We start from the raw sequence: 25,688 nt of genomic DNA, 5'->3' as shown, positions 1-25,688 counted from the left end.
AATCTTATCACTACTCCTGCGTATTGTGGGCACTTAGCGTGCAAGGATTTCAGCCGTATCGTAAAAAAGAACGCCGCACTACCTGACCGTACGACGCACGACACTGACAAGGCGCTGGAATACTTGCTACCCTATGTGGATACGAGGCTTTAGGGAAGGAAAACCAAGATGATCATCGAGTACAAAGGCATGAGGCCTGACGTCAGGCAGGCCGCCTACGTCGCTGAGAACGCGACCGTTTCCGGCGACGTGCACCTGGGCAAGGACAGTTCTGTCTGGTTCGGGGCCGTGATCCGCGCCGAGGTGGCTCCCATCACTGTTGGCGACGAGAGCAACATCCAGGACCTTGCCATGCTGCACTCCTATTTCGATGCGCCGGTGAACATCGGCAAGCGCGTGACAGTCGGCCATAGCGCCGTCGTGCACGGCGCCACCATCGAAGACGACGTCATCGTGGGCATGGGCGCGATTGTGATGGACTATTCCGTGGTTGGCGAAGGGTCCATCATCGCGGCGGGCGCCCTGGTGAAGCAACATCAGGTCATTCCGCCCTACTCGCTGGTTGCCGGCGTGCCCGGCGTCATCAAGAAGACGCTCACGCCTGGGCAACGCCCCCAAGAAGGCAACGCCGAAATGTACATAGAAGACGCCTACGAGTACGCGAAAAGCCCCGTCATCGGCTGATTGCAGGCGACCCGGCCGCGCTATGCGCAACCTGCGACCTCGTCGCAGCACGAAAAAGGGCCGCGACGAATCGCGGCCCCGTACATATATTTGTATGTTGGTGAAACTACTCGGCCGGAGCCTCTGCTGCTGCGGCGGCCGCTGCCTCTGCTGCGGCTGCGGCGGCTGCCGCCTCGGCCTCAGCCTCGGCTGCATCCTCTGCGGCTTCTTCGGCTGCTTCGCCGGTGATCCTGTCAACAACGTCTTCGATCTTGTCGCCGATGCGGTCAACGGCCTCGCCGCCAGCTTCCTGAACCTCTTCGAGAGAAACCTTGCCGTCGCCGTTGGCGTCCAGGCTCGTCTTGACCTCGCCAGCCTTGGCAACTGCCTTCTCCTTGGCATCTGCAGCGACGTCTGCAGCCTTGCCCAAAACCTCAGAAGCGGTGATCTTACCGTCGCCGTCAGCGTCGAGAGCAGCTTTGGCCTTATCGATGATTCCCATGGTCTCTCCTAACACGAAGGGCGGATAACTGACGCCTATAAGTTTACGCCTAATCAAGCAGCTATTGCAGATGATTCAACAAACAATCGGCGACGTTTACCAACGTTTACTAACTTTTTCCGCCGCGGTCTGGTAAGGGAAAGCGTTACACTGGCTGAGGCGCCATCGAGAGGAGCACCTATGAAATGGAGAACACCGGAACGCCGGCCGTACTACGCAAAATACGAGCGCGTCGCCATCGAACACGACGCGGGCTGGTTCGAATGCTACCGGCTGCCGGACAGCGTGTTCGCCATCTGCGAGCCGCAGCATCTGCAGGAAGTGAACATGTTCCTCATCGTGGGCGACGATCGGGCGCTGCTGCTGGACACGGGTCTGGGCATGTGCGACGTGAAGGCCGTGGTGGACGAGCTCTACCAGGGGCCTCTCCAGGTGATCAACTGCCACCGCCACTTCGACCACACAGGCAACAACTGGCGCTTCCCCGAGGTGCTGGCCGCCGACGCGCCGGGCGTGGCGGAGCAGGCCGCGACGGGCATCCCCCACGAGTTTCTGGCGAACCAGACCGACCCGGACATGTTCCTGTTCGACTTTCCGGCCGGCCTTGATCCCGACACGTTCTGCGTCAGGCCCTACCGCGTCCGCCCGGTTGCCGACGGGCACGTCTTCGACCTGGGAGGACGAGAAATCGAAGTGGTCTACACGCCGGGACACACGGAGGACTCGCTCATGCTGTACGACCGTACCCACGATATCTTGTTCGGCGGCGACATGGTGTATCTGGCCGCCATCTACGTGGAGTTCGACAACGATTTCATGGGGCACTCGGACATTGCGGGCTACATCGAGTCGCTGCGCATGCTCGAGCAGAAGTTCCCGCAGGTCAAAACCGTATACGCCTCGCACAACGACTTCGTGGTTGACCCCAAGGCCATCCCTGTGCTGCGCGAGGCTCTCCAGGCGGTGCACGACGGCGTCATCCAAGGCGAACCGCTCAGCGACCCGAAATGGGGTTATTGGGGCGACCCCGAGGTTTTGGTCCAGTACTTCTTCGACGGGTTCTCGGTCATCGCACGCCAGGGCCAACGGTAACGCCGAAGCCCGTGCCTCAACCCGAAGCGCAGCCTTCGTAACAATTTGTGCCGACACCTGAGGCAGCGCCTTCGCGCTCCCCTCGTGCGCGGCTTGAAGCACACATCGTGAGAAGTGGCTTCCCGCGCCTCGGCGCACCCCGCGCGTGCAGTTTGAAGTGTTTTTGACGTTTTGTAATCCGAAAGAATCCGCTCGCAAGCCCATGCGGCCGATGGTTTAAGGTATCGGCATATGGGAAAAGTACTTGAAATACTCGGGCGAGATCTTGGCCGCCTTATCCGCAACCCTCTTGCAACAGTGGTCGTACTTGCCATGTGCATCCTGCCGTCGCTGTACACCTGGTACTGCGACGTCGCTTTTTGGGACCCCTACGGCAACACCGGCAACATCCCGGTTGCGGTGGCGTCCGCCGACGAAGGCTACGATCTGGCGAATCTGGCCGACGAGCTGCCGGTCGACGCGTCCGAAGGGCTCGGCGCATCGTCTGAGGCCCGCGAGGAGAACTACGTCAACATCGGCGAGCAGCTCGAGGACCAGCTTCGCGAAAACAACCAGCTCAAGTGGATATTCGTGAACGAAGACGAAGCCATCCAAGGCGTGAAGGCCGGCGACTACTACGCGGCCATCGTCATTCCCGAAGACTTCACCAACCAGTTGATCCAGGTCATCCTTCAGAACAGCGACGACATGCCGAAGATCCAATACTACGTGAACGAGAAGAGCAACGCCGTGGCGCCGAAGATCACCGACGCCGGCTCACGCACCATCCAGCAGCAGATCAACGCGTCCTTCGTCGAGCTGCTCACCCAAACCATCCTGGAAACGCTGCAGTCCGCTGGCTTTGACCTGGACGCATCCGCTACCGATGCCGAACAGACCCTGACCCGAAAGCTTTCGGGGGTCCAAGGCTCCCTCGACGAGGTGCAGGCTTCCCTTGACGGGTTGGGCGAATCCGTCAGCAAGGCGCGCACCGCCACGGCAGACGCGCGGCTCACGTTAACCGACCTGCAGGCATCGCTACCCACCATCGTATCCGGCGTGAACCAGGCCGACGACCTTTTGGGAGACATCCGCACCCAAGGCGGGGCCTATGCCACAGAAGCTTCTGCAGCCCTGGGCGAAGGCGCCTCGAAGCTCGGCGGGGCCTCGGCGCAGGCGTCGAGCACCGTGGGGGCCGCAAGCGCCGACGTGCTGACCCTCAAGGCGAAGGTCGATGCCGCCATCGAAGCCATGCAGGACGTGATCGACCGCAACACCGAAACCATCGCCGAGCTGCAGGACATCGTGGACGCGGCCTCTGCCCGCCTGGCGGAAGCCACGGGCGACGACACGGTCCTCGATCCCGAATCCCCGCTGTCGGGCATCACCGACGAAACGGGGCAAATCGCCCAGGACGCCATCGACGACGCCCAGGCGATCATCGACCAGCTCACGGCCGAAAACGCGAAATACCAGGACGTGGTCGACCGCCTGACCCGCGCTAGCGACAACCTGGGCGCCGTGGCCACGTCCACCGACGCCTCCGTGGAGCAGATCGACGCCGCCGTGCAGAACGCCATAGCGGTGTTGGGCGGCGCCCAGACCACCTTCAACACCGACCTGCTGCCCCAGCTGTCAAGCGGCCTGGACTCGCTGTCCAGCGCCGGTTCCAACATGACCGCCGCCGCGGCGGGCGCCGACACCACCATCGACCAGGCCGTGGCCTCCCTCGACGCCCTGGACGGCATCCTGGACCAGACCGAAACCTCGCTTTCCACCTGGCAGGACGACATCCAGCGCATCCAGGACCGCCTGGACGGCATCGCCACCGACATCCGGTCCCTATACAACGCCAACTCGCTGGAGACCCTGGCCGGGCTTCTGGGTATGGACGTGCAGGAGATTGCATCGTTCATCGCGTCGCCCGTGACCCTGACCACCGAGAAGGTGTACCCCGTCGAATCCTACGGCTCCAGTGTGAACCCCTTCTTCACCAACCTGTCGCTGTGGATCGGCGGCTTGGTGCTGATCGCCATCCTGAAGGTTGAGGTTGACCGCACGGGCCTGGGCGACGTCAAGCCCTACCAGGCGTATCTGGGACGCTGGCTCTTCTTCGTGCTGATCGGCATCGTCCAATCCGTCGTGCTGTGCACAGGCGAGCTGCTCATCGGCGTGCAATGCAACCACGTTCCGGCCATGTATCTGGCTGCCATGGTGGCGTCCGTCGTCTATGTGAGCATCTCCTACTCGCTCACCATCACGTTCAAGCACATCGGCAAAGCCATCGCGGTCATGCTGCTTATCGCGCAAATCCCCGGCGGTTCGGGCATGTACCCCGTCGAAATGCTGCCGGACTTCTACCAACGGCTGCACCCGCTGGTGCCCTTCACCTACGGAATCAACGCAATACGCGAGGCCATGTTCGGCTTCTACGGGAATTACTACGTCCACAACCTGCTCGTCCTGGCGCTGTTCTTCATCCCCACCCTCATCGTGGGCATCGCGCTGCGACCCTACCTCATGAACATCAACCTGCTGTTCGACCGCGAGCTGAAGAGCACCGGCGTCATGATTCACGAGGAGCACACCATCGGTATCGAGCGCTTCCGCATGCGCACCATCATCCGCGCGCTCATGAACGCCGACGAATACCGCTCGCAGCTGACCGTCCGAGCCGCGCAGTTCGACGCGTACTACCCGATCATGCGCAGGCTGGGACTGATCTTCATGATCTCGCTCCCGCTCATCCCGCTGACGGTCATGGCCGTGGTCGACCTGGGCATCGACGGGCGCATCGCGGCTCTGGTCCTGTGGATCCTGCTGGTCATCTTCACGGTGGCCATGCTCATCATGCTCGAATACGCGAAAACGAACATCTCCAACCAGATGAAGCTCAACGGCATGAGCCAAGACGAGCTGGCTGCCTCCTTGGCGATGCATGCCAACATGACCCGCACCGGGCACGCGTTGAAGCTGTCGAAGCTGCTGACCCGAATGGCCGGCATCCAAACCGACCAGAGCGAAGCCACAGGGCCGGTGCGGAACGCCGCGACCGAAGCCGTACTGGCGGATGCGGCCGCATCCGAGGCTGAGCCCGAACCTGCGGCCGAGCCCGAGCCCGTGACCAACGAGGACAAGGACGGCAGCCATGCATAATGTTCTCAACATATTCCTCGAGGACCTTCGACAGATCAAGAACAATACCATCGCCGTCATCGTCACCTTCGGCCTGTGCATCATGCCTGCGCTGTACGCGTGGCTGTGCATCGCCGGGTTCTGGGATCCGTTGAGCAACACCGAGAACCTGAAAGTGGCCGTGGCCAACGACGACGTGGGCTACCAAAGCGACCTCATGCCCACCAGGATCAACGTAGGCGAGGACGTGGAGTCGTCGCTGCGCGCCAACGAATCCTTCGACTGGGTGTTCGTGAGCACCGAGGATGCCGTCGAGGGCGTGAAATCCGGCGAATATTACGCCGCCATCGTCATTCCGGAGAGTTTCAGCGCCGACATGATGACCTTCCTGTCCGACGACATCGAGCGGGCGGACATCGTCTATTACACCAATGAGAAGGAAAACGCCATCGTGCCGCGCATCACGGAGCAGGGCGCGCTGACCGTGCAGGCGCAGATCAGCGAGACGTTCGCCGCCACCGTAAGCGAAGTGGGCCTGTCGTCGGCCTCCACCGTGCTCGATTTTATGGACAGCGAATCGGCCACCGGCTACGGCGCCAGGCTCAGCGACAGCATGGGCAACCTCATCGCAGACCTCGATGACGCATCGGCCCAGCTGACAAGCTTCACGTCGCTCTTAACCTCCACCCAGGACCTGTTGGATGCCACGTCATCCATAACCGGCGATTCTGCCGCCGCGGACAGCGCGAAGGCCGCCATTGACGACGCCGACCAGGCGCTTTCCGACGCCTCTGGCTTCCTGAACGGATCGTTGGAACTGGCCGACGACGCACTTCAGGACAGCCTGTCAAGCTACGACAGCGTGTCTGCCAGCGTAGACGCCGCCTTCGACGCGCTTTCGACGGGCGCAACGGATGCGGCCGACGACATCGATGCCGTGTCGGGCGAAATCGCCACCCTGGCCGACAGCTACCGGCAGATGCGCGACACGCTGGCTTCGCTGGGCGCCGACCAGGCCCTTCTCGACCGTATGGACCGCACCATCTCGACGCTGGACTCGGTGATCGCCAAGCTCGACAAGGCTTCGAGCGGCATAACCTCCACCGATTCCGACCTGAGCGCCAAACGGGCCGAGGTCAAGTCCGATATCGCCACGGCGCGGTCGGAAATCGAGGCGCTTGACCTGACGTCCGACAGCGGCCTTGCCACGCAGGTGTCGCAGCTGGAATCCACCCTGACCACGTTGGACGGCCAGCTTTCGGGCGTTTCCGGCGACCTGGAAACAACCGTGGACAGCCTGACCGACACAGCCGGTTCCTTCAGCAAGGACCTCGGCACCGTGGCAGGGCTCATCGAAGCGGCCAGCGGTTCGCTTGATGAGGCCGCGGACTCGCTGCGGGATGTGAAGCAGAAACTTGACGAGGTCCTGACCTCGAACGACACCGAGGCCCTGAAGGAGTTCATAGGCAGCGACCCCAGCGCCTTCGCAAACCTGCTGGTATCGCCCGTCCAGGTGGACCGCCACGTCTTCTACCCTATGGAGAACTACGGCTCGGCCATGGCGTCGTTCTACATCTCCATCGCGCTGTGGGTGGGCACGCTGCTCATGACCACCATCGTGAAACCGCACGTGTCCCGCTCCCGCTCCGAGAAGCTCGAACGCGTGCGTCCCTGGCAGCTCTACCTGGGACGATTCGGCGTCTTTCTGGCCGTGGCACTGGTCCAGGCGGTCATCGTGTGCGCCGGCAGCCTGGCCATGCTGGACATCCAATGCGTGCATCCGCTGGTCTTCGTGCTCACAGGATGCTTCATCGCGGCCGTGTTCTCCACGGTCATCTACACCTTGGCGGCCTCCTTCGGCAACGCCGGCAAAGCCATCTCGGTCATCCTGCTGGTCATGCAGGTGCCCGGCTCCGGCGGCACCTTCCCTATCGAAACCACGCTGCCTTTCTATCAGGCGCTGTACCCGTTCCTGCCGTTCTCGCACACAATCAAGGCCCTGAACTGCGGCATCGCCGGCTTTTTCGGGACGCAGCTGAGCTCGGAGCTTCTGTGGCTGGCCGCGCTCACCATCCCCTTCTTCATCCTGGGCATGGTGCTGCGCAACCCCATGATCAGGTTCAACGAGTTCTTTGTGAGCAAGATAGAAGAAACCAAGCTCATGTAGATGCGAGACGAGGCGGGACGCGAATCCCGCCTCGTTCATTTTCGTATGTTGTTGCAGCTCGCAACCCGTGCCTTCACGGGTTGCGACCCGAGATTTACGCCTCCGACAGATAGTCGATAGCGTACTGGGCCGCCAGCGCCGAGCCGTTCTTGAGCACGCTTTCATCTATCGTGTAGTAGCAGCTGTGCTGAGGATACGTGGCGCCAATCTCGGGGTTCCTGCCGCCCAGGAACACGAACACGCCGTCCATCAGCTTGAGGTACTCGGAGAAGTCCTCCCCCGCCAGTGTGCCCTCGTAGTCCGAAACGGCCTCTTCGCCGAAGAGCTTCACCACGCCGCGGCGGGCGCGCTCGGCGCATTCGGGATTGTTGTTCAGGCCGGCATGCCCCTCCTGCCAGGAAAGCGTGGCCTCCGCCCCTAGGCCCGAAGCGATGCGCCCCACCAGTTTCTCGATGCGACCAGGCATTTCGGCGCGGGACTTCGCCGTCCACGTACGGGTGGTGCCGGTGAGGTAGGCCGTACCGGCCATGATGTTGCGGGCCGTGCCGCCGTGGATTTCACCGACGGTCACAACCATGGGCTCGAACGGCGAAACGTCGCGGCTGACCAGGACCTGCAGCGCAACCACCAGCTCGGCGGCCACCACGATGGCGTCCACGCCCTTGTGCGGCATGGACCCGTGGGCCGATGCGCCGGAGATGTCGATGCGGAACCAGTCGGTGTATGCCATGCGCTGCCCGGGCGCGCAGGAGATGGTGCCTGCGTCCACTTCGCTCCAAATGTGGGTGCCGTACAGGGCGTCCAAACCCTCCAAGGCGCCGGCGGCAATCATCTTGCGAGCGCCCTGCGCCACCTCTTCGGCGGGCTGGAACATCAGACGGACCTCGCCTTTCAACTGGTCGCGCAGCTCGCACAGGATGCGGGCCGTGCCCAGGAGCATGGCCACATGGGTGTCGTGGCCGCAGGCATGCATGACGCCTTCCGTCTGCGAAGCATACGGCGCACCCGTACGCTCCAGCACCGGCAATGCGTCCATGTCGGCCCGCAGGCCAATGCGGTGCGCAGGGTTGCCTTCGGCGTCGTAGGCGCCTTCCGCCGTGCCGCGGATGGTGGCCAGAACACCGGTGCCGGCCACACGCTCGTAGGGAATGCCCATGTCGTCGAGCTCTTGGCAGATCACATTCTGCGTGTTGTATTCCTGGTTGGCAAGTTCGGGATTCCGATGGAAATACCTGCGCTTCTCGATGATGTACGGCTCGAACTCCTGCGCAAGCTCCTTGATGCGTCCCGTAACGTCCATATCCCACTCCTTGTGCTTGGTTTTCATGCGCGGCATACAATACACCCCTGCAGACGCGGTCGAACACGTCCTTCGCATAGGTAACAGAATCTTTCAGATCAACGATATCGGGCAAGTATACCCCATATGCCACAGGTTATGCTGACACCCAGATGAGCGGAAAACCCTTTTCCTGCTGCTTTACAACAATCCACACCTCCCAAGAGCGCATTTGCTGGAAATACCCAACCGTTTTGCCATATGCAATCTTGTATAGGCCTCACGGGCGGACTATACTTCGCACTGTTCTGCGGTTTTGCATCAGGAGGACCCGATGAAGCTTGAGGAAGGCATAAGCCTGAACACCGACCTGTTCCGCGCGGCAATTGAGATCGAGCGGTGCGGATCCATCAGCCATGCCGCCTCCAACCTGTCTGTGTCGCAACCCAACCTGAGCGCCCAGGTGAAAAACCTGGAGGCGCGGCTGGGCTATAAGATCTTCGACCGTTCGAACACCGGCGTCCGCGTGACCGAGCAGGGCAAACTCTTCATGGATTCGGCCCGCATCATCGTCAGCGAGCTTGAAAACATCCGCAACGTGCCCCGCATCTTCGAGGGCGACGAGCATTCGCTGTCCATCGCGTGCGTCCCTTCCGTCGTGATTCTCAACCACTACCTGCGGTTCCGCAGCTTGCACCCCGCTAACGAATCCCACGACGTGTTCCAAGAGGCCAGCCCCGCACGCACGGTGTCCGGCGTGATGGATGGGGCCTATCGACTGGGTTTCATCTACGAGTTCAAAAACCGCCTGCCTGAGCTGCGCAATTCCACCCAGCGCCGCCCGCTGGAGTTCGAGACCGTGGCAAGCAACGTGCCGGTTCTGGCCATCATGTCGAAGCACCACCCGCTGGCCAAGCTCGAGAGCATATCCCTAGAAGCACTTTCCACCACGCCGCTTGTGGCCTTCGACTATCTGAAGGATGGCAGCTGGCTGGAAACGATGGGCATGGCAAGCCCTCGCGAGGTGCTGTACGTATCCGACCGAGGCGGCGCGCTTGAAGTGGTGACTTACGGGCGCCATGTGGGCATATCCGTGGGGACGCCGTTTTTCAACGTGCACAACGACGACCTGGCGCAGGTGCCCATCACCGGCGTGAAGCGTAGGATCTGCCAATACCTGATCAAGCCCGAAAACTATGAGTTCACCCCCACCGAGCAGGAGTTCCTGAAGTTCGTCAAGAAAGAAGGGCTCGTCGCCGCGACGGCGTAGGCGCGAACGCCGTACGGTTGCCCCGCGGCATGCGCCGACCGGTTGCGATATTGAGGGTTTCGTCCGAAACACCTGGATTGGAGTTGCGCAACGCTTCGACTGGCTCATGCGTGATAATGTATGCGTCAACGAAAACTCGGGAGGAGAAGGCATGTACTGCTGGCATTGCGGAAAACAGCTGCCTGACGTGGCACGATTCTGCTCGCAGTGCGGGTCGGCCATGGCCGATGACGCGCCTGCAGCTCCCGCAGCCGTTGCCCCCGCTCCCGCCACACCCGCGCCGAACCCTGCGGCGGAGCCAACCCTGCCGTCGGCCTTCAGTCGGAACTCCTTCGCAGCGCGCCAAGCCGCAAAAGCCGAGGCCAAGCGCAAATCTTCGTGGCGACGCCGCTAGGTTGGAGCCACTCCTACGACCTGAGCAGCTCCATGGCGGCCAGATACTTCTCGCGACGAGCCAGATCCTTAGGCCCAGGTTCGCCCGGAAGCCTGGTCAGATCGCTGTTGTGCGTCAAATCCGCCAGCTTCACCTTGGCCGCCAGCGGATTGGTCTTGATGGTTGCCACGTAATCCATGTAGGGCACCGCAGGATCATGGGTCAGCAGCGCAAGCGCATCGACGACCTGGGCAGGAAATCCCATGTCACGAAGGTCGTCAAGGGTTGTATCCGTATCTTCAACCACATCATGCAGCAAGGCGACGCAAATGGAATCCTCGTCGTCCATCTGCTCCGCCAGATGATACGGATGAAACACGTAGGGCAGCCCGGCCCGGTCCACCTGGCCGTGGTGCGCATCGTACGCGATCCGCATCGCATGTTCCGTCAAAGGCGTGTACAGCATGAACGTCTCCTTTCAACTGGTGCGTTCGATTGTAGAGGCATCCGAAACCCCGCGCAAACCCGGCAGCAAGCCCGTCCGACCCAATCCTGAGACGAAACCGCCCAAAACAGCAAAGCCCTCACGCCGCCCAACGTTTATGCATCGGCGTTCTGTACTTTTCGGATTGGCGAAGGTACGATGCTGTTTAGCAGTACAGGCCGCTTGCGACACATGCGTCGGGCGGTTTTAAAGAGAGAGGAGCATCCCATGACCACAACCAGCAACGAGACACGTGTCGTCGTGGCACTGGGCGGAAACGCCCTGGGCGACACCCCGGAGGAGCAGATCCGCCGCGTGCGCGAAGCCGCACCGGAGCTTCTGAACCTGATCATGCAGGGCAACGAGATCATCATCACTCACGGCAACGGCCCGCAGGTGGGCATGATCCAGAAGGCCTTCACCTACGCGCATCAGACCGATGAGAAAATCCCCACGGTTGACCTGCCCGAATGCGGCGCCATGTCCCAAGGATACATCGGCTACCACCTGCAGCAGGCCATCGGCGTGGCCATGCACAAAGCCTACAAGCGCTGGCATGTGGCATCGGTGGTCACCCAGACCGAGGTGGACCCGGACGACCCGGCCTTCCAGAACCCCACCAAACCCATCGGCGCATTCCTCACCAAAGAGCAGGCCGAAGAGGAAATGGCCAAGCATCCCGAAATGCAATTCGTCGAGGATTCCGGCCGCGGCTGGCGTCGCGTGGTGGCGTCCCCCGAGCCCAAGAAGATCGTCGAGGCGCCTTCCATCCTGAACCTGCTGGACAACGAGTTCATCGTCATCTGCACAGGCGGCGGCGGCGTGCCCGTAGTTCGCGACTATTCCGACAAGGGCTGCTACAAGGGCGTGGCGGCCGTTATCGACAAAGATCTGGGCGGCGAGCTTCTGGCCGAAGACTGCAAAGCCGACGTGCTCATTCTGCTGACCGCCGTGGACCATGTGGCCATCAACTTCGGCACACCCGAGCAGGAAGACCTGACCGATCTGCCCGTTGAACTGGCCGAAAAGTACGTGGCCGAAGGCCAGTTCGGCAAGGGATCCATGGAACCCAAGGTGAAAGCAGGTATCAAGTTCGCCAAGTCCCGCGCCGGCCGCGTGTGCATTATCGGCAGCCTTGAGAAGGCAGGTGCGGCCATGGCCGGCCTGAGCGGCACGCGCATTCACGCATAGCCGCACTTCAGAGGGGAATCAACCCCAAATGCACAACGGGCGGACCCCGCTTCGGGCCCGCCCGTTTCTTGCAACAGCGGCTGTCTGTCGGATTATTCAGCCAGAGTGCCGTCGCGGTTCACGACAACCACCTGCCAGGGGATGAACTTCCCGCTGGCACGCAGGGCGTTTTCGGCAGCACGCTGCAGTCCGCCGCAACAAGGCACGTCCATGCGCAGGATGGTGACGGCTTTGATGTCGTTGTCGGCGATGATCGACGTAAGCTTCTCGGTGTAGTCCACCATGTCCAGCTTCGGGCAGCCGATTACGGTGACCTTGCCCTTCATGAACTCCTCGTGGATGTTGGCGTACGCGAACGCTGTGCAGTCGGCGGCGATCAGCAGCTTCGCACCGTCGAAAAACGGCGCCTGTGTCGGCAGTAGCTTCAGCTGGCAGGGCCATTGCCGAAGCCTCGAGACCGGACGCGCGGCAGGCACCTCGCCGGTAAGCCTCCCTTCGGAATCGAACTGCATCATCTGCGAGCCGGGGCATCCACCCTGGTGATTGTGGGCATGCGCTTCCATTGTCGTCTTCTCCTTCGTCATCTGGCTCGCCTTTACGGCGGCCTCGTCATATGCGGGGGCCTCACGCTCCTCGAAGGAGATGGCCCCGGTCGGACAGTTCGGCAGGCAATCGCCGAATCCGTCGCAGAAACTCTCACGCACGAGCTTGGCCTTGCCGTCCACCATGTCGATGGCGCCTTCGTGACACGCCTCCGCGCACAGGCCGCACCCGTTGCATTTCTCTTCATCTATACGAATGATTTTTCGGATCATCCTGCCTACTTTCCCCGTTTTTTCGTCGTGTTGGCACTATAGTCTGGTTCAGGCAGGTTGTATGTGGTTACAACCACATAACAGAAGAAAGGCCGAGTATTATGGATACCTCCGCAATTCGTTCATCTTCCCTGTTCAAGGGCATGTCAGACGAAGAATTCGAAACCGCGCTGCACAATCTGGGCGCCCATGAGCGCACCTTCGCCAAGGGGGAAACCGTCCTGCGCGCCGGGAACACCACCCGCGAGATGGGCATCATCCTGGCTGGCAGCGTCACCATCGAAAACGAAGACCTGTGGGGCAACCGCACCATCCTGAACCTTGCCGAATCCGGCGACTTTTTCGCCGAGGTGTACGCCATCCTCGGCAACGAGCCGCTGCTCGTGAACGTCCGCGCCAACGAGGACTGCCGCATCCTGTTCCTGCGTCTGGGCGGCAGCCTGCTGGAACAGACCGGCGGCTGGCAGGCAAAACTCGTCCAGAACCTGCTGCTCATCTCATCCCGCAAGAACCTCGTGCTGTCCGGCCGGGCATTCCATACCTCCCCGAAAACCATCCGAGGCCGCATTATGGCGTACCTGGACACCATGTCCCGCAAGAAGAACTCCCGCCGATTCGACATCCCCTTCGACCGCCAGCAGATGGCGGATTACCTGAACGTGGAACGGACGGCGCTGTCCAAGGAGCTCGGGAAAATGAAGAAAGACGGCCTGATCGATTACAGCCGCAACCATTTCGCCATCCTCTAGCGCAGCCGCCTGCGCCGCCTGAAATAGAAACACGCCGAAAGCAGTGCTGTTCGGCGCGTTCTAGTAGGTTCATATTTTTGTAGGCCGCTGCGGCCTGGTTGCTCATTAAGCGGAATAGGCTTCGCGCAGCTCCTTCAGCCATTCGATTCGGCCGCGGGCCTCTCGCGCCACCAGCTCGTTCTCGCGTTTCCACAAGTCCGCATAGGCGCGGCATGACTGCTCGTCCATGCCGGTAAGCGCCTCTTCGGCGGGTTCGTCGTCCAGCCGCGCCTCGTCGGCGGCCAAGCTGTTCTCCATATAGGAGATGCCCTCGTCAATGTAGCTGACGATACGCTCGTTGGGCATGTAAGCCATGTTCGCCAGCTGGAGCAGATACTCGTCGAAGGACGCGCGCGAGCCCTTGAACTCGAAGGGCTTCTCGTAATACTCGTCAAGCGCCTTTTCGCCTGCGGGCGTCAGGGTGTAGAACTTCTGGTCGAGCCTGCCCTCCTGCGGAACGCTGCGGCACGAAAGAAGACCCTGCTCAGTCATCTTCTTCAAGCAGGGATAGATTTTCGACAAATGGATCTTGACGACGTTTCCACCCATTGCATCTATGTTTGTTTTAATTTGATAGCCTGTAATGTCCGGATACATCTTGATGATAGCCAATATGGCACTCTCGGTTTTCATCTCACACACTCCTATAGAACCTGCCGCTATATATTGCCAAATATCTAATTTGTTTTCAATTCTATATTTCCCCAAATCAGAAGTGATTTTTGTTGTTTTTGTCGTTCGTTGACGCTTATATTTCAAGTGTTAACAGGTGTACCGAAATTGTCCCCCATTTTGAAAAAAAAAAAAAAAACGGTTCATTAATATTCATTATATACGCGAACGTTTATTAGTTTGGAGCTATATATTTCAGTCTAATACGATTGGTTTTGCAATTTGGAGCAATAATGTGACGTATGGGGCACATTGCATTTGTAAACCCAGCCAGAATGTGAGCTATAGGGCACAATGCCCGTGGGGGCAAGGCGAAGACATCACTCCAGTGCCTCCCCCACCGTAGGAAGGCGCACGCGAAATCCTCCCTATAACGAAAAAAGCCGGGACCCAAACAGGATCCCGGCCGAAGCACGCTTTCGCGACGACGCTATTTCGCGATGCGCAGCGCGCGCATGGCGTTCAGGATAGCGAGGCACGCCACGCCCACGTCGCCGAACACCGCCAGCCACATGGTGGCGATACCGATGAACGGCAGTGCAAGAATCATGATGACCACCTTCACGCCGATGGCGAAAATGATGTTCTGCCACACGATGCGCATGGTCTTGCGCGCGATGCGGATGGCCAGCGCGATGCTCGACGGCTTGTCGTCCATAAGCACGACGTCCGCCGCCTCGATGGCCGCGTCCGACCCCATGCCGCCCATGGCGATGCCGATGTCGGAGCGCATGAGCACCGGCGCGTCGTTGATGCCGTCGCCGACGAAGGCCAGCTTGCCGCGCTCGCTGGTGGCTTCCAGCAGCTCCTCCACCTTGGACACCTTGTCCTGCGGCATGAGCTGCGCGTACACCTCGTCGATTCCCAGGTCCTTCGCAACCGCCTGCGCAACCTCCTCGCAATCGCCGGTAAGCATGACAGCCTTCTTGACACCCGCCTCATGCAACCCGCGGATGGCCTGCGCAGCGTCGTCCTTCAGCACGTCGGCAATCACGATGTGGCCCACGTATTCGCCGTCCACCGCCACGTGCAGAATGGTTCCCACCAGCCGGCAGCTGTGGAACGGAATGCCCTGCGCCGCCATGAGCTTGTCGTTTCCCACCAGCACGGTATGCTGCTTGACCTGGGCAGAAACGCCCTGTCCCGACAACTCCTGCACCTCGGCAATCTGTTCGGCATCAATGGTGCCTGAGTACTTCGCCTTGACGGACACGGCGATGGGGTGGTCCGAGTACGCCTCCGCATGGGCGGCGTAGCTCAGCAGCAGGTCGGGGTCCACGTTCTCTTCGGCATGCACGGCCACCACGTTGAAGGTGCCATTCGTGAGCGTGCCCGTCTTGTCGAAGGCGATGGCCTCGGTGCTGGCCAGCGTTTCCAGATAGCTGGAACCCTTGACCAGGATGCCCGCCCGCGACGCCGCGCCGATGCCGCCGAAGAACGACAGCGGAACGCTGATGACCAGCGCGCACGGGCAGCTGACCACCAGGAAGATGAGCGCGCTGCGGACCGAATCGCTCCAGTTGGAGCCGAAGGCCAGCGGCGACACCACGGCGATCAGCACCGCCAAGCCCACCACGATGGGCGTGTAGTAGCGGGCGAACCGGGTGATGAAGTTCTCGGTGCGGGCCTTCTTCTCGCTGGCGTTTTCCACCAGCTCCAGGATGCGCGATACGGTGGATTCGCCGAAAGGCCTGCTCACGCGCACGGTGATCAGGCCGGTCATGTTGATGCAGCCGCTGACCACCTCGACACCCTCTTCAACCACGCAGGGCACCGACTCGCCGGTGAGCGCCGACGTGTCGAGCTGCGACTTGCCGGACACCACCACGCCGTCAAGCGGCACGCGTTCGCCCGGCTTGATGACAATCTCGTCACCCGGTTTGATGTCGTAGGGATCAACCTGCTCCAACGTGCCGTCGGGCCCGGCGATGTTGGCGTAATCGGGTGCGATGTCCATCATGGCCGCGATGGATTTGCGGGTCTTGCCCACCGCGTAGCTTTCGAACAGCTCGCCCACCTGGTAGAACAGCATGACCGCGGCACCTTCGGCCATGTGCGGCTCCGCCTCGGGGAAGAACACCAGAGCGAAGGCGCCGATGGTTGCGATGCTCATAAGCAGGTTCTCGTCGAATGGCTGGCGATGCACTATGCCGTGCCACGCCTTCGCCAACACGTCGTAACCTGCGATCAAATACGGTACCAAGAAGCACGCGAATTCGATCCACAACCCGTAGGGCCCGTCGAAGGCGCCCAGGTGAGAGGCTATTTCCAGCAGAAGGAAAATGCCCAGCGCCACCGCGATGCGGTTGCGGGTCTTACGCTGCTTCTTTGTCAGACTCGAAGCCATGGCCGTGCGTTACGCCAGCACTTCGCAGTCCGGCTCGACGGCTTCGAAGATCTTGATGGATTCGGCCAGCACGTCGTCGAACTTGTCGTCAGCGGCATCAAGCGTGAACTTCAGCGTCATGAAATTCACCTTGGCGTCGTTCACGCCGTCCAGCTTGTTAATGCGATCCTGGATCTTCGCGGCGCAGTTGGCGCAGATTTCGCCGTCCAGCTTGATGATCTTCTTCATGATGGTTCCTTTCTAATATGTTCTGAGAACTTATTCGCAAATATGGGAAAGACCCTGGGACAACATGGTGTACACGTGGTTGTCGGACAGGGCGTAGATGACCTGCTTACCTTCGCGGCGGAAGCGGACCAGGTGCGCCTGCTTGAGGATGCGCAGCTGGTGACTGACGGCGCTTTGCGACACCCCGCCCACCGCCTCGGCGATGTCGGCGACGCACAGATCGCTTTCCATCAGGGCGTACAGGATTTTGATGCGCGTCGTGTCGGCGAACACCTTGAACAGGTCGGCCAGGTCGTAGAGCATTTCCTCATCGGGAACGAAAGGAAGGCCCGCCGGGCAGGCTTCGGGCTGCGGCGCCTCGGGCTGCGGCATCTCGGAAGGTGTTGCGTTCTCCGTATCCACGATGCCTCCTTCTAAACATCTGAGCATTTGTTCATTTGTTTAGATATTATAGGAGTCTTCCGGCATAAGTCAATACGAAACGTGCGTCAGAAACATATCGGATGGGCGCCCCGTGGAAGGCGGGGCTTCGCGACATCTCGGGCAGGTCGCGCGGGCGATTACGTCCAGCTGCAGCACAGTCGCCCAGCCGAAACGTGCCCAGGCGCGACGCCATTGCCTACGGCGCGGTCGCCCTCGACCCGTCGGTGCCGTCACTCCGCGCGCAAAACGGTGTCCAGGGTGGCTTCGGCCGTGCGCCTAACGTGGGCATCAAACGACAACGCCAAGCGTTTCAGCACGTCAATCGGGGTGTTCTCATGGGATGCGACATACAGGCGGACGTATGGGTCCTCGTCGTCGCACAAAAGACGCAGCGCTTCGGGCGGCGTGTTCGGGTTCTGGGCCACGGCGCAGCGCACGCTGTAGTGATTGTCGGCGGCAAGCTCGGTCAGCGTTCGAGCCGATAGCTCCGAGCGCAGCGCGGCATCTTCCCTCACATCCGGGTCCTCGTCACGGGCAAGCCGCTCCAGCGCGTCGATCGGCGTGTTGGGATTGTTCGCCACCGTGCATCGCACGTCCGCATCCGCATCGAAGGACGCTTTCCGCAACGCGTCGGCCGAAAGCGAATCGTCGCGCGCAGCAAGCTCCCGCTCCTGCGGGTCGGCGCTTGCAATATCGGGTTTTCTATCGGGCGCCATGATCGGACTCCTCTCCCATCAGCCAGGCCCTTCGCCGGTTTTCTGGAATCCTACCTGCGGCGCAGCCTCCGCATTGCGCAACGTTACAGCAGGTCGAGCCCTTTGGCCACCAGACCGATGAAGTCCTGGGCGTTGGTGACGATGCCCTTGGATGCCAGCGACCCGCGATCGACCAGCTTGTTCACCACGAATTCGGCGATGTCGACGCAGTAGAAATACACCTGGCGCACCGTGCCGTCGGGCAGCACGCGGAACGACGGCGTCATGTTGCCGGTGGCGACGGAGTGCAGCATCGAGGCCATGCAGATGACCGTGGTGGCCTTGCTCACGTGTTCGCGCATGGCGTCCTGAGCTGCGTACGCGTCGCCGTACACCCCGGGCAGCGGGCCGTCGTCGCGGATGGATCCAGCCAGCACATAGGGCACGTGGCGGGTTTCCAGCGCGTGCATGATGCCGTTGTCGATGCCCTGCTTGTGGATGAACGCCCCGATAGAGCCCGATTCGCGCATCTTATTGATGGTGTCGAGGTGGTTGTAGTGGCCGCCCGCCATGTTCATCTGGGTGTTCACATCCTGGCCCAGGGCAGTTCCCAGGTACGCGGCCTCCAAATCGTGGGTGGCCAGAGCGTTGCCTGCCAGCACGGCATGGGCGTAGCCGCCTTCCACCACGCGGGCGAAGGCCTCGCGGGAGTACCCGTTGAAGGCGAACGCCGGCCCCATGACCCACACGATGTAACCGTTGTCGCGCTCGTATTTGAGGAGCTCGTACAGGTCGTCGTAGACCTTGGAGTAAGCGGTTTCGCGAGAGCGGTTCTGGCGGAACGCGAAGCGCTCGGCCATGGCCTCGGCGGTTCGGAATCCGTCGGGATGCACGTAGATGCCTTCCTCACCGGTTTCCTGCCGACCGCAAATGACCAGGTCGCCGACGCGCAGGTGCCGGAATTCGCGCACGTGCACGCGGCCGTCTTCCCACACGGGGACGCAGTCCATGCGGCTTTCCTCGGCCAGGTGCCATTGGCCGTCGATCTTGAAATACTCGGGAAAGATGCTCATGGCATGGTAGTTCTCGGGAGCCACGCCGTCCGCCGCCACGCGTTTCATCACGACATCGGGAGCGTTTTCGAAAGTCGTGCATTCGAAATCGGGCGCCATATACGTATTCAAAGCAAAAGCCATAGTGAGTATCTTCCATCAAGTACCTGTTACACATGTATCCCCGGAAGGTGGGCAACGATTGTATCATGCAGCCGCGCAGCAGAAACCGATTCCAGCGATTCTGACAAGCCGTCCACGTTTTCTGGCGCATCCCACTCCGCGGGGCCGGCCTTGCGCTTCCGTCGGTAAACCGATGGCCACGCACGCATCCCAGGTCTCGGAGCAGCCTGCCGACATTGGGCACGCCGCCGTTGGAGTTCGGCCCCCGAGCACTTGTCCGAGAGGCCCGGATTCAAACCCGCATACAAACACAAGGTGTTTTGGGCAAATCGAGCACAGAATCACCCCTCGAAAACCAACGCGCATACAGATAGAAAGCCCGCTTCACGGCCAGAAGGGCTCGATTTGCCTTCATTTTGCAGTGCCACATGCGCCTGCGGTTTCGTCCGCCGCGGCGCACCGGGTGGATGCCCGCGGTCGCAATCGGCTATCCGGCCAGTACCTTGCGGTCGAGCCATTTGCCGCGACGCAGCCGGACAAGCAGGATGCCGCCGCACACCACAAGCTCCGCAGCCATGGCAATCCACACGCCTGGCAGCCCCATGACCAGCGCCAACGGAACCGACGCGGCAATGCGCAACCCCCACATGCACGCCAGGTTGATGACGGTGGGCCCCAGGATGTCGCCCGTGCCGCGCAGCGATCCGCTGACCACGATCTGCGCGCCGTAGAACGCCTCGGCGAAGGACTCGATGCGCAGCACCAGCGTGCCCAGCTCGCGAACTTGCTGGTCAGGGGTAAGCCATGCCATGATGTACGGCGCCGCCACAAACAGCACCACGCCCGCCGCCGCCATGAGCAGCATGCCCAACAGCACCGCGAAATTCGCGAACCCGCGGGTCAAGTCACGTCGCCCCGCACCGTGCGCCTGCCCCACCAGCATGGTGGCCGCCGCGCCGATGCCGTAACCCGGCATGTAGCACAGGCTCTCGGCGGTGATCGCCAGCGTGTGCGCGGCCATGGCGGTGGTCCCGAGCGGTGCCACGATAACCGTCGTGGCGATGTAGGCGCTGTTCTCGACGATGCGCTCCAGGGCCATGGGCGCAAACAGCCTACCCGCCGTCGCCACCGTGCGGCGTTCCAACCGCCAGCTGCCGGGTATGCGCAGGTTGATTTTAGGATTCCTGATCAGCGCGAAGTAGATCATCAGCACCATGACCACAACCTGCGAGGCCGCCGTACCCACAGCTGCGCCTGTCACGCCCAGCCCCGCGCCCGGCATGGCAAACGCCACGCCGAACAGGTCCACGTCCCGCGTCGGGAAGATGAGGAACCAGTTGAACACCACATCCAGCACGCAGCCCAGGATGTTGAGGGCACTCGGCGTGCGCATGTCGCCGCTGCATTGCAGAACACCTGTTCCCAGGCGAATCATCTGCATGGCAGGCAGCGCGCAGGAGAAAATGAGGAAATACCGCGACGCATCGTCCAGAAGCTCGGGCCGACCGCCGAGCCAAGCGGGAAGGCTGCCCGATATGGCGGCGCTTATGCCCAGCATTACCAGGCTGAACGCGGTCAGCACCAGAATGGCCTGGCGCGTCACGTTGCGGGCACGGTCGTCGCGGCCCGCGCCCACAAGCTGCGCCACCTGCACGGTGAATCCCGTGGCTGCGCAAAAGCACAGCCCCTCGGTGAGCCACAGCGTGGTTTCCACCAGGCCGATGGATGCGGAGGCCTGCGCGCCCAGGCTGCCCACCATGGCAGCGTCGATGTACTGCATGATGATGACGCTCAGTTCGGCCATGATCGCCGGCATGCTCAGGCTTGCCACCAGGCGCATCATCTCGCGTCGCGACGGCATGGCGCCTTCGCGCAACTCCGATATGTCGAACGTCCCTGCGGCCACGGACCCTCTTTCCTGGCGGCGCCCCGCGCCAACTGCACCCGATGGGCTACAATTGTAGCGTCAATCGCATCGGAAGGAGCAGGAATGGAAGCTATCTACAAACGCGCCAGCGTACGCACCTACGCCGACAAGGACGTGCCCGACGAGCTGGTGGAACGCCTGCTACGCGCCGCCATGGCAGCACCCTCGGCCGGAAATCAGCAGCCCTGGGAATACTTCGTGGTGCGCGACGCCGACATACGCCAGAAGCTGGCCGACGCCTCGCCCTACGCCAAGCCCTCGGGACGGGCGCCCGTGGTGTTCGTGGCCTGCTGCCGGACAGAGGGCACGCGCTTTCCCGAATGCGACACCCACGACATGGCAGCCTCGGTGGAAAACCTGCTGCTTGAAGCCGCCGACCTGGGGCTGGGCTGCGTTTGGATGGCTGTCGAACCTTTCGAGGACCGCATGGCGGCCACGCTTGAGGCGCTGGGCAATCCCCAGGGGCTGCGTCCCTTCGCGCAAATCGCCTGCGGGTGGCCCGAAGGCGAAGTGGCCGCCCACGGCGCCGAGCGTTACGACGAATCCCGCGTCCACTGGCTGTAACGCGCGTCCGCGGCACCTTCCCGAACGCCGAGAGAAAGCGTCCTGGTCGTGGCCGCGGTTGCATCCGCAGCGCCTTCCCGAACGCCGAGAGGACGCGCCCGCATCGGAACGGCGGCCGCCCGCCCGCAGCACCTTCCCCACATGAAGAAAAGCCCCGACCCGGGTTGTTAACTGCCTCCCTTTTCTTGGACATGAGAAAAGGGAGGCTTCTTATATGACCCGAAGGACAATCTATGATGCTGTCACAAGGTCGAGAGCCGCGGAGCTCTACGACGAGGGATACGGAGTCCGAACCATCGCAGATTTAATCGAAGTTCCCTACGAAGCCGTGAGACAATGGATTGACACCTACAGATCCGTTGGCATCGAAGGGCTGATGGTTATGGGGCACAAGTACACCAAGTATTCGTTTGAGACCAAAGTAGCTGCGGCACGAGCTGTCGTCGACGATGGCGTGTCGAAGGCGGAAGCTATGGCAAAGTTCGGGATCGCCTCGATGACTCCGCTGAAGAACTGGATGAGAGCATACCGGGAAGGCGGCCCCGAGGCGCTCAGGCCCAAGCCGAAGGGAAGGCCCAGGGGGTCCGGCTCGCCGCCCAGGAAGCTGACGCGCGAGCAGGAGCTGGAACGCCGGATACAGAAGCTCGAGGCGGAGAACGCCTACCTAAAAAAATCGATAGCCCTGAAGGCGGAGAAGCGCTCTCGAACCGCGAGAAGGCCGCGGCCGTGAGCGAGCTTTCAGGGCAATACCCCCTCTCCGACCTGCTCGAGTGCGCAGGGCTCGCCAGGTCGAGCTACTACTACGCGATATCGCACCCGAAGGCTCCGACCAGGCCGGAGCTGTGGGAGGCGGTCGGCGAGATATTCTCGAGGACCGCGAACGGATGCGGCCACAGGCAGATCGCCATGTGCCTGCGCGCCGAGCAGGATGCGGTCATCGCCGACAAGACCGTGCTCAAGATGATGCACGAGATGGGCATCGGCTGCGGCATCCGCCGCGAGACCGACTACCACAAGTACAACTCGTACAAGGGCGTGGTCGGCGAGACGTTCGAGAACGTCATCGGTCGGGACTTTGCCGCCGACGCTCCGTGGGAGAAGATGGGCACCGACGTCACCGAGTTCAAACAGCCTTGGGGCAAGGCCTACTTCGCGCCGGTCTACGACTTCGGGAGCAAGGAGATCGTCGCCTGGTCGACATCGCTGCACCCCAACATGGCCCAGCAAATCGAGCTGCTCGACCAGATGCTTTCCAAGAAACCGGAGGGCTCTGCCCCGATCCTGCATTCCGATATGGGCTGGCAGTACCAGCAGGCCGGATGGTGCAACAGGCTGAAAGAGGCGGGCGTCGTGCAGAGCATGTCCAGGAAGGGCAACTGCATCGACAACGGCGCGACGGAGCAGGTGTTCGGCCACCTGAAAGACGAATTCTTCCGGAACCAGACGTGGCCGAGCTTCGAGGAGTTCAAGCGCGACTTAGATGCATACATCGTCCACTGGAACACGAGGAGGCGTCAGGTTAAACTGAAGGGACTGACCCCGGAGGAGTTCCGGAATCAGTCCCTGTGTGCGGCTTAGGCCGCTTTATTGGCCCGTCCAAGAACTGGGGTGCAGTTCAGTTGCCGGATCGGGGCTTCTTAGTGCGCAAATGCTACGCGGCAAACGTCGCTATGCGGCGTGGGCGGCGCGATCCTCCAGGGACTTCTTGCCCACGGTGGCGCGCAGCACGAACAGCGTGGCGATGACCAGGACGACGCCCAGCGCCAGGCAGATGAACGGGTTCTGCACGAAGCCGGCGATGATGAAGCAGACGAAGGAAACGCCCGCGACGGTAAGCGCGTAGGGCAGCTGCGTGGACACGTGGTCGACGTGGTTCACGTTCGCACCGGCGGAAGCCATGATGGTCGTGTCGGAGATCGGCGAGATGTGGTCGCCGCAGACGGCGCCGGCCAGGCAGGCGGAGATGCCGATGGTGAGCAAGGTCGGGTCGTTGCTGAAGATGGGCAGCACGATGGGGATCAGGATGCCGAAGGTGCCCCAGCTGGTGCCGGTGGAGAAGGCCAGGCCCACGGCGACCAGGAAGATGATGGCAGGCAGCATCTTGAACAGGCTGTCGGCGGCGCCCTCCATCAGGCCGGCGACGTAGACGTCGGCGCCCAGGGCGGAGGTGGTGAGCTTCAGCGTCAGGGCGAAGGTCAGGATCAGCATGGCGGGAACCATGGCCTTGAAACCGTCGACGAAGCAGCCGGTGGCGTCCTTGAAGGACACGACGCGGCGGGCCACCAGGTAGATGAAGGACAGGATGACGGCGATCAGCGAGCCCCAAGGCAAGCCGACGGAGGCGTCGGTGTTGCCGAAAGCCAAGGTCAGGCTCATGTAGCCTTCGGCCTCGGGATCCCAGAAGCCGCCGATGTAGAGCATGCCCAAGATGCAGAAGACGATAAGCAGGATGACCGGCACCAGCATGTCCCACAGGGAGGCGCGCTTGTTGTCGACGACCTCCTCGTTGCCCAGGCTGCCCAGCTGGCCGTTCTTATAGGCCTCGAACTCGGCCTTGGCCATCGGGCCGTAATCGAAGCCCAGGATGCAGATGCCCACTACGAACACGATGGTCAGCAGCGAGTAGAAGTTATAGGGGATGGCCTGCACGAACAGCTGGATGCCCGTGATGCCGGTGTCCAGGTCGGCAGCGGTGGCCGAAACGGCGGCGGCCCAGGACGAAATCGGGGCGATCATGCAGATAGGGGCTGCGGTCGCGTCGATGATGTAGGACAGCTTCGCACGGCTGATCTTTTGCACGTCGGTAACGGGACGCATGACGGCGCCCACGGTCAGGCAGTTGAAATAGTCGTCAACGAAGATGAGCACGCCCAGCAGGAAGGTGGCCAGCGAAGCGCCCACGCGGGTCTTGATGTGCTTGGCCGCCCAGGCGCCGAATGCGGCGGAGCCGCCAGCCACGTTGATGAGGGCCACGATGATGCCGAGCATCACCAGGAAGATGAAGATGCCGGCGTTCCACGGGTCGCTGATGGCGTTGATGAAGCCGACGCCCATGGCATCGTCACCCTCGCCGATCGTGCCCAAGATGATGTAGTTGACCGTGTCGATGATGTTGAAGTTGGCCAGCAGCAGCGCGCCGACAAGGATGCCGACGAACAGCGAGCTGAAGGTCTCCTTAGTGATGAGGGCCAAGACGATGGCCACCAGCGGCGGTACGAGCGCCCAGAAGGTTCCTGCGAATTCCATTACCTCTCCTTTAGGTCTGCCCAGGTCATGATTACCATGACCTGTGAGGATGGAATCCACGCCGGTCATGATAGCTCTCCGTCAAGCGGCAGTGCGCAGGATGTTCTCCTGCACCCCAGGCACCTGCGGGACGGAAACCCCGGCAGGCCCTTCGGCGGCTGTCCCTTTCGCCCTGTGCGTTTCCGCGCACCCCTAAAGGGCTACTGATGAAAACCGCGCCTCTATCATGCCTGTTTACATTACAGTGTTCGCGATTATAGCCCAGTTTGACCATGGATACCAGCGACTCGGACCGGTTGTGCCCGTCGGCATCGTCGGCGGCGGGTTCGTTGTCACACAGGCCTGGCGAATCGTGAGACGCTGCGCCGTTTTCGGTATTTGTTATACGTTTGTACATTTATGTATAACCAACGAGGACGGATGCTTGCTGGAACGGGCGTCCCACCAGTTTTTCTGACCCCTTGAGGTAGGATAGGCGAGTTTTCTATATCGTCGCGCCGTTTCAAGCGCTTGAACCCCCGTTTTGAGACCTCGCGACCCCGAAAAGAGGACCTTAAACCCTTCAAAAACCGCCGAACGGGCACCGGGCATATAGAAAACGCGCGTTTCCTACCTCATCGGGGATTCAGGTTTGGCAGGAGCGCAAGAATCGCTGCGTCCCGGGGTCGGACGG

At 61.6% G+C, this 25,688-nt stretch carries 23 protein-coding genes and 1 riboswitch; of the genes, 11 read left to right on the top strand and 12 right to left on the bottom strand.

Annotated features, from left to right (window positions below):
- The first annotated feature begins 168 nt into the window (after positions 1-168).
- A complete protein-coding gene (locus SHEL_RS02960) occupies positions 169-684 on the top strand; it encodes a gamma carbonic anhydrase family protein (protein ID WP_012797770.1) in 516 nt (171 codons plus the stop codon).
- A gap of 106 nt (positions 685-790) precedes the next feature.
- On the opposite strand, the gene SHEL_RS02955 is transcribed toward SHEL_RS02960, so the two are convergent.
- A complete protein-coding gene (locus tag SHEL_RS02955; RefSeq protein ID WP_012797769.1) occupies positions 791-1,165 on the bottom strand; it encodes an EF-hand domain-containing protein in 375 nt (124 codons plus the stop codon).
- A gap of 180 nt (positions 1,166-1,345) precedes the next feature.
- Between SHEL_RS02955 and SHEL_RS02950 the strand changes: the two genes are divergently transcribed.
- From SHEL_RS02950 to SHEL_RS02940, 3 genes are all read left to right on the top strand, one after another.
- A complete protein-coding gene (locus tag SHEL_RS02950; protein ID WP_012797768.1) occupies positions 1,346-2,257 on the top strand; it encodes an MBL fold metallo-hydrolase in 912 nt (303 codons plus the stop codon).
- A gap of 231 nt (positions 2,258-2,488) precedes the next feature.
- Complete coding sequence (locus SHEL_RS02945) at positions 2,489-5,392, top strand: YhgE/Pip domain-containing protein (RefSeq protein ID WP_012797767.1); 2,904 nt, start codon at positions 2,489-2,491, stop codon at positions 5,390-5,392.
- Entirely contained in the window at positions 5,385-7,538 is a 2,154-nt protein-coding gene (locus SHEL_RS02940; RefSeq protein ID WP_012797766.1) for a YhgE/Pip domain-containing protein, read from the top strand. Before SHEL_RS02945 ends, SHEL_RS02940 begins: the two co-directional genes overlap by 8 nt.
- 94 nt (positions 7,539-7,632) lie before the next feature.
- Here the strand turns inward: SHEL_RS02940 and SHEL_RS02935 are convergent, their stop codons facing one another.
- On the bottom strand, positions 7,633-8,874 hold the full coding sequence (locus SHEL_RS02935) for an amidohydrolase (protein WP_012797765.1): 1,242 nt from the start codon (positions 8,872-8,874) through the stop codon (positions 7,633-7,635).
- A gap of 277 nt (positions 8,875-9,151) precedes the next feature.
- Between SHEL_RS02935 and SHEL_RS02930 the strand changes: the two genes are divergently transcribed.
- On the top strand, positions 9,152-10,087 hold the full coding sequence (locus SHEL_RS02930; RefSeq protein WP_012797764.1) for a LysR family transcriptional regulator: 936 nt from the start codon (positions 9,152-9,154) through the stop codon (positions 10,085-10,087).
- Between the two features lie 151 nt (positions 10,088-10,238).
- On the top strand, positions 10,239-10,481 hold the full coding sequence (locus SHEL_RS02925) for a zinc ribbon domain-containing protein (protein ID WP_041422474.1): 243 nt from the start codon (positions 10,239-10,241) through the stop codon (positions 10,479-10,481).
- A 13-nt stretch (positions 10,482-10,494) separates the two neighbouring features.
- Here SHEL_RS02925 and SHEL_RS02920 read toward each other — a convergent pair whose 3' ends face one another.
- Positions 10,495-10,926 carry a bifunctional (p)ppGpp synthetase/guanosine-3',5'-bis(diphosphate) 3'-pyrophosphohydrolase gene (locus SHEL_RS02920; protein ID WP_012797763.1) on the bottom strand — a complete coding sequence of 144 codons (432 nt, stop codon included), beginning with the start codon at positions 10,924-10,926 and terminating at the stop codon, positions 10,495-10,497.
- 246 nt (positions 10,927-11,172) lie between these two features.
- Between SHEL_RS02920 and arcC the strand changes: the two genes are divergently transcribed.
- On the top strand, positions 11,173-12,135 hold the full coding sequence (gene arcC / locus SHEL_RS02915; RefSeq protein WP_012797762.1) for a carbamate kinase: 963 nt from the start codon (positions 11,173-11,175) through the stop codon (positions 12,133-12,135).
- Positions 12,136-12,227: 92 nt separating this feature from the next.
- On the opposite strand, the gene SHEL_RS02910 is transcribed toward arcC, so the two are convergent.
- Positions 12,228-12,950, bottom strand: coding sequence for an ATP-binding protein (locus tag SHEL_RS02910; protein WP_012797761.1), 723 nt, complete (start codon positions 12,948-12,950; stop codon positions 12,228-12,230).
- 101 nt (positions 12,951-13,051) lie between these two features.
- On the opposite strand from SHEL_RS02910, the gene SHEL_RS02905 reads away from it, so the two are divergent.
- Positions 13,052-13,699, top strand: coding sequence for a Crp/Fnr family transcriptional regulator (locus SHEL_RS02905; protein WP_012797760.1), 648 nt, complete (start codon positions 13,052-13,054; stop codon positions 13,697-13,699).
- A 105-nt stretch (positions 13,700-13,804) separates the two neighbouring features.
- On the opposite strand, the gene SHEL_RS02900 is transcribed toward SHEL_RS02905, so the two are convergent.
- The 7 genes from SHEL_RS02900 to SHEL_RS02870 all read right to left on the bottom strand — a co-directional run bounded on the left by SHEL_RS02900 (position 13,805) and on the right by SHEL_RS02870 (position 21,184).
- Positions 13,805-14,371, bottom strand: coding sequence for a PadR family transcriptional regulator (locus tag SHEL_RS02900; protein WP_012797759.1), 567 nt, complete (start codon positions 14,369-14,371; stop codon positions 13,805-13,807).
- Positions 14,372-14,840: 469 nt separating this feature from the next.
- Entirely contained in the window at positions 14,841-16,757 is a 1,917-nt protein-coding gene (locus tag SHEL_RS02895) for a heavy metal translocating P-type ATPase (RefSeq protein ID WP_012797758.1), read from the bottom strand.
- Positions 16,758-16,766: 9 nt separating this feature from the next.
- Positions 16,767-16,985 carry a heavy-metal-associated domain-containing protein gene (locus SHEL_RS02890; protein ID WP_012797757.1) on the bottom strand — a complete coding sequence of 73 codons (219 nt, stop codon included), beginning with the start codon at positions 16,983-16,985 and terminating at the stop codon, positions 16,767-16,769.
- Between the two features lie 30 nt (positions 16,986-17,015).
- Positions 17,016-17,357 (bottom strand): ArsR/SmtB family transcription factor, encoded by a 342-nt coding sequence (locus tag SHEL_RS02885; RefSeq protein ID WP_050749617.1) that lies wholly within the window; start codon positions 17,355-17,357, stop codon positions 17,016-17,018.
- 281 nt (positions 17,358-17,638) lie between these two features.
- A complete protein-coding gene (locus SHEL_RS02880) occupies positions 17,639-18,124 on the bottom strand; it encodes a HEAT repeat domain-containing protein (protein ID WP_012797755.1) in 486 nt (161 codons plus the stop codon).
- An 83-nt stretch (positions 18,125-18,207) separates the two neighbouring features.
- A complete protein-coding gene (locus SHEL_RS02875; RefSeq protein WP_012797754.1) occupies positions 18,208-19,299 on the bottom strand; it encodes a putative NPN-dependent ornithine cyclodeaminase in 1,092 nt (363 codons plus the stop codon).
- A gap of 466 nt (positions 19,300-19,765) precedes the next feature.
- The gene (locus tag SHEL_RS02870) at positions 19,766-21,184 is read right to left on the bottom strand and encodes an MATE family efflux transporter (protein ID WP_012797753.1); all 1,419 of its coding nucleotides are present in this window, start codon (positions 21,182-21,184) and stop codon (positions 19,766-19,768) included.
- A gap of 84 nt (positions 21,185-21,268) precedes the next feature.
- Here SHEL_RS02870 and SHEL_RS02865 point away from each other — a divergent pair, with 84 nt between their 5' ends.
- The 3 genes from SHEL_RS02865 (at position 21,269) to SHEL_RS02855 (ending at position 23,347) form a co-directional block, all read left to right on the top strand.
- Positions 21,269-21,769, top strand: a complete 501-nt coding sequence (locus tag SHEL_RS02865) for a nitroreductase family protein (RefSeq protein WP_012797752.1) — start codon at positions 21,269-21,271, stop codon at positions 21,767-21,769.
- Positions 21,770-21,983: 214 nt separating this feature from the next.
- Positions 21,984-22,499 carry a helix-turn-helix domain-containing protein gene (locus SHEL_RS02860; RefSeq protein ID WP_012797751.1) on the top strand — a complete coding sequence of 172 codons (516 nt, stop codon included), beginning with the start codon at positions 21,984-21,986 and terminating at the stop codon, positions 22,497-22,499.
- Entirely contained in the window at positions 22,496-23,347 is an 852-nt protein-coding gene (locus SHEL_RS02855; RefSeq protein WP_012797750.1) for an IS3 family transposase, read from the top strand. The genes SHEL_RS02860 and SHEL_RS02855 overlap by 4 nt, the downstream gene beginning before the upstream one ends.
- A 90-nt stretch (positions 23,348-23,437) precedes the next feature.
- Here SHEL_RS02855 and SHEL_RS02850 read toward each other — a convergent pair whose 3' ends face one another.
- Positions 23,438-25,015: a Na+/H+ antiporter NhaC family protein gene (locus SHEL_RS02850; RefSeq protein WP_012797749.1), complete on the bottom strand. Its 1,578-nt coding sequence runs from the start codon at positions 25,013-25,015 to the stop codon at positions 23,438-23,440.
- A 63-nt stretch (positions 25,016-25,078) separates the two neighbouring features.
- Positions 25,079-25,247: riboswitch (Lysine riboswitch) on the bottom strand.
- Positions 25,248-25,688 lie beyond the last annotated feature (441 nt).

The organism is Slackia heliotrinireducens DSM 20476, from assembly GCF_000023885.1.
Lineage (GTDB): Bacteria > Actinomycetota > Coriobacteriia > Coriobacteriales > Eggerthellaceae > Slackia > Slackia heliotrinireducens.
This window is presented reverse-complemented; position numbering and strand designations above follow the sequence as displayed.

Excerpts from the sequence above, each read along its gene's own strand:
- SHEL_RS02875 (WP_012797754.1), bottom strand. The coding sequence starts at position 19,299 with ATGGCTTTTGCTTTGAATACGTATATGGCGCCCGATTTCGAATGCACG.
- arcC (WP_012797762.1), top strand. The coding sequence starts at position 11,173 with ATGACCACAACCAGCAACGAGACACGTGTCGTCGTGGCACTGGGCGGA.
- SHEL_RS02960 (WP_012797770.1), top strand. The coding sequence starts at position 169 with ATGATCATCGAGTACAAAGGCATGAGGCCTGACGTCAGGCAGGCCGCC.
- SHEL_RS02850 (WP_012797749.1), bottom strand. The coding sequence starts at position 25,015 with ATGGAATTCGCAGGAACCTTCTGGGCGCTCGTACCGCCGCTGGTGGCC.
- SHEL_RS02880 (WP_012797755.1), bottom strand. The coding sequence starts at position 18,124 with ATGGCGCCCGATAGAAAACCCGATATTGCAAGCGCCGACCCGCAGGAG.
- SHEL_RS02890 (WP_012797757.1), bottom strand. The coding sequence starts at position 16,985 with ATGAAGAAGATCATCAAGCTGGACGGCGAAATCTGCGCCAACTGCGCC.
- SHEL_RS02900 (WP_012797759.1), bottom strand. The coding sequence starts at position 14,371 with ATGAAAACCGAGAGTGCCATATTGGCTATCATCAAGATGTATCCGGAC.
- SHEL_RS02945 (WP_012797767.1), top strand. The coding sequence starts at position 2,489 with ATGGGAAAAGTACTTGAAATACTCGGGCGAGATCTTGGCCGCCTTATC.
- SHEL_RS02895 (WP_012797758.1), bottom strand. The coding sequence starts at position 16,757 with ATGGCTTCGAGTCTGACAAAGAAGCAGCGTAAGACCCGCAACCGCATC.
- SHEL_RS02910 (WP_012797761.1), bottom strand. The coding sequence starts at position 12,950 with ATGATCCGAAAAATCATTCGTATAGATGAAGAGAAATGCAACGGGTGC.
- SHEL_RS02925 (WP_041422474.1), top strand. The coding sequence starts at position 10,239 with ATGTACTGCTGGCATTGCGGAAAACAGCTGCCTGACGTGGCACGATTC.
- SHEL_RS02905 (WP_012797760.1), top strand. The coding sequence starts at position 13,052 with ATGGATACCTCCGCAATTCGTTCATCTTCCCTGTTCAAGGGCATGTCA.
- SHEL_RS02920 (WP_012797763.1), bottom strand. The coding sequence starts at position 10,926 with ATGCTGTACACGCCTTTGACGGAACATGCGATGCGGATCGCGTACGAT.
- SHEL_RS02860 (WP_012797751.1), top strand. The coding sequence starts at position 21,984 with ATGACCCGAAGGACAATCTATGATGCTGTCACAAGGTCGAGAGCCGCG.
- SHEL_RS02940 (WP_012797766.1), top strand. The coding sequence starts at position 5,385 with ATGCATAATGTTCTCAACATATTCCTCGAGGACCTTCGACAGATCAAG.
- SHEL_RS02885 (WP_050749617.1), bottom strand. The coding sequence starts at position 17,357 with ATGCCGCAGCCCGAGGCGCCGCAGCCCGAAGCCTGCCCGGCGGGCCTT.
- SHEL_RS02955 (WP_012797769.1), bottom strand. The coding sequence starts at position 1,165 with ATGGGAATCATCGATAAGGCCAAAGCTGCTCTCGACGCTGACGGCGAC.
- SHEL_RS02950 (WP_012797768.1), top strand. The coding sequence starts at position 1,346 with ATGAAATGGAGAACACCGGAACGCCGGCCGTACTACGCAAAATACGAG.
- SHEL_RS02865 (WP_012797752.1), top strand. The coding sequence starts at position 21,269 with ATGGAAGCTATCTACAAACGCGCCAGCGTACGCACCTACGCCGACAAG.
- SHEL_RS02930 (WP_012797764.1), top strand. The coding sequence starts at position 9,152 with ATGAAGCTTGAGGAAGGCATAAGCCTGAACACCGACCTGTTCCGCGCG.
- SHEL_RS02935 (WP_012797765.1), bottom strand. The coding sequence starts at position 8,874 with ATGCCGCGCATGAAAACCAAGCACAAGGAGTGGGATATGGACGTTACG.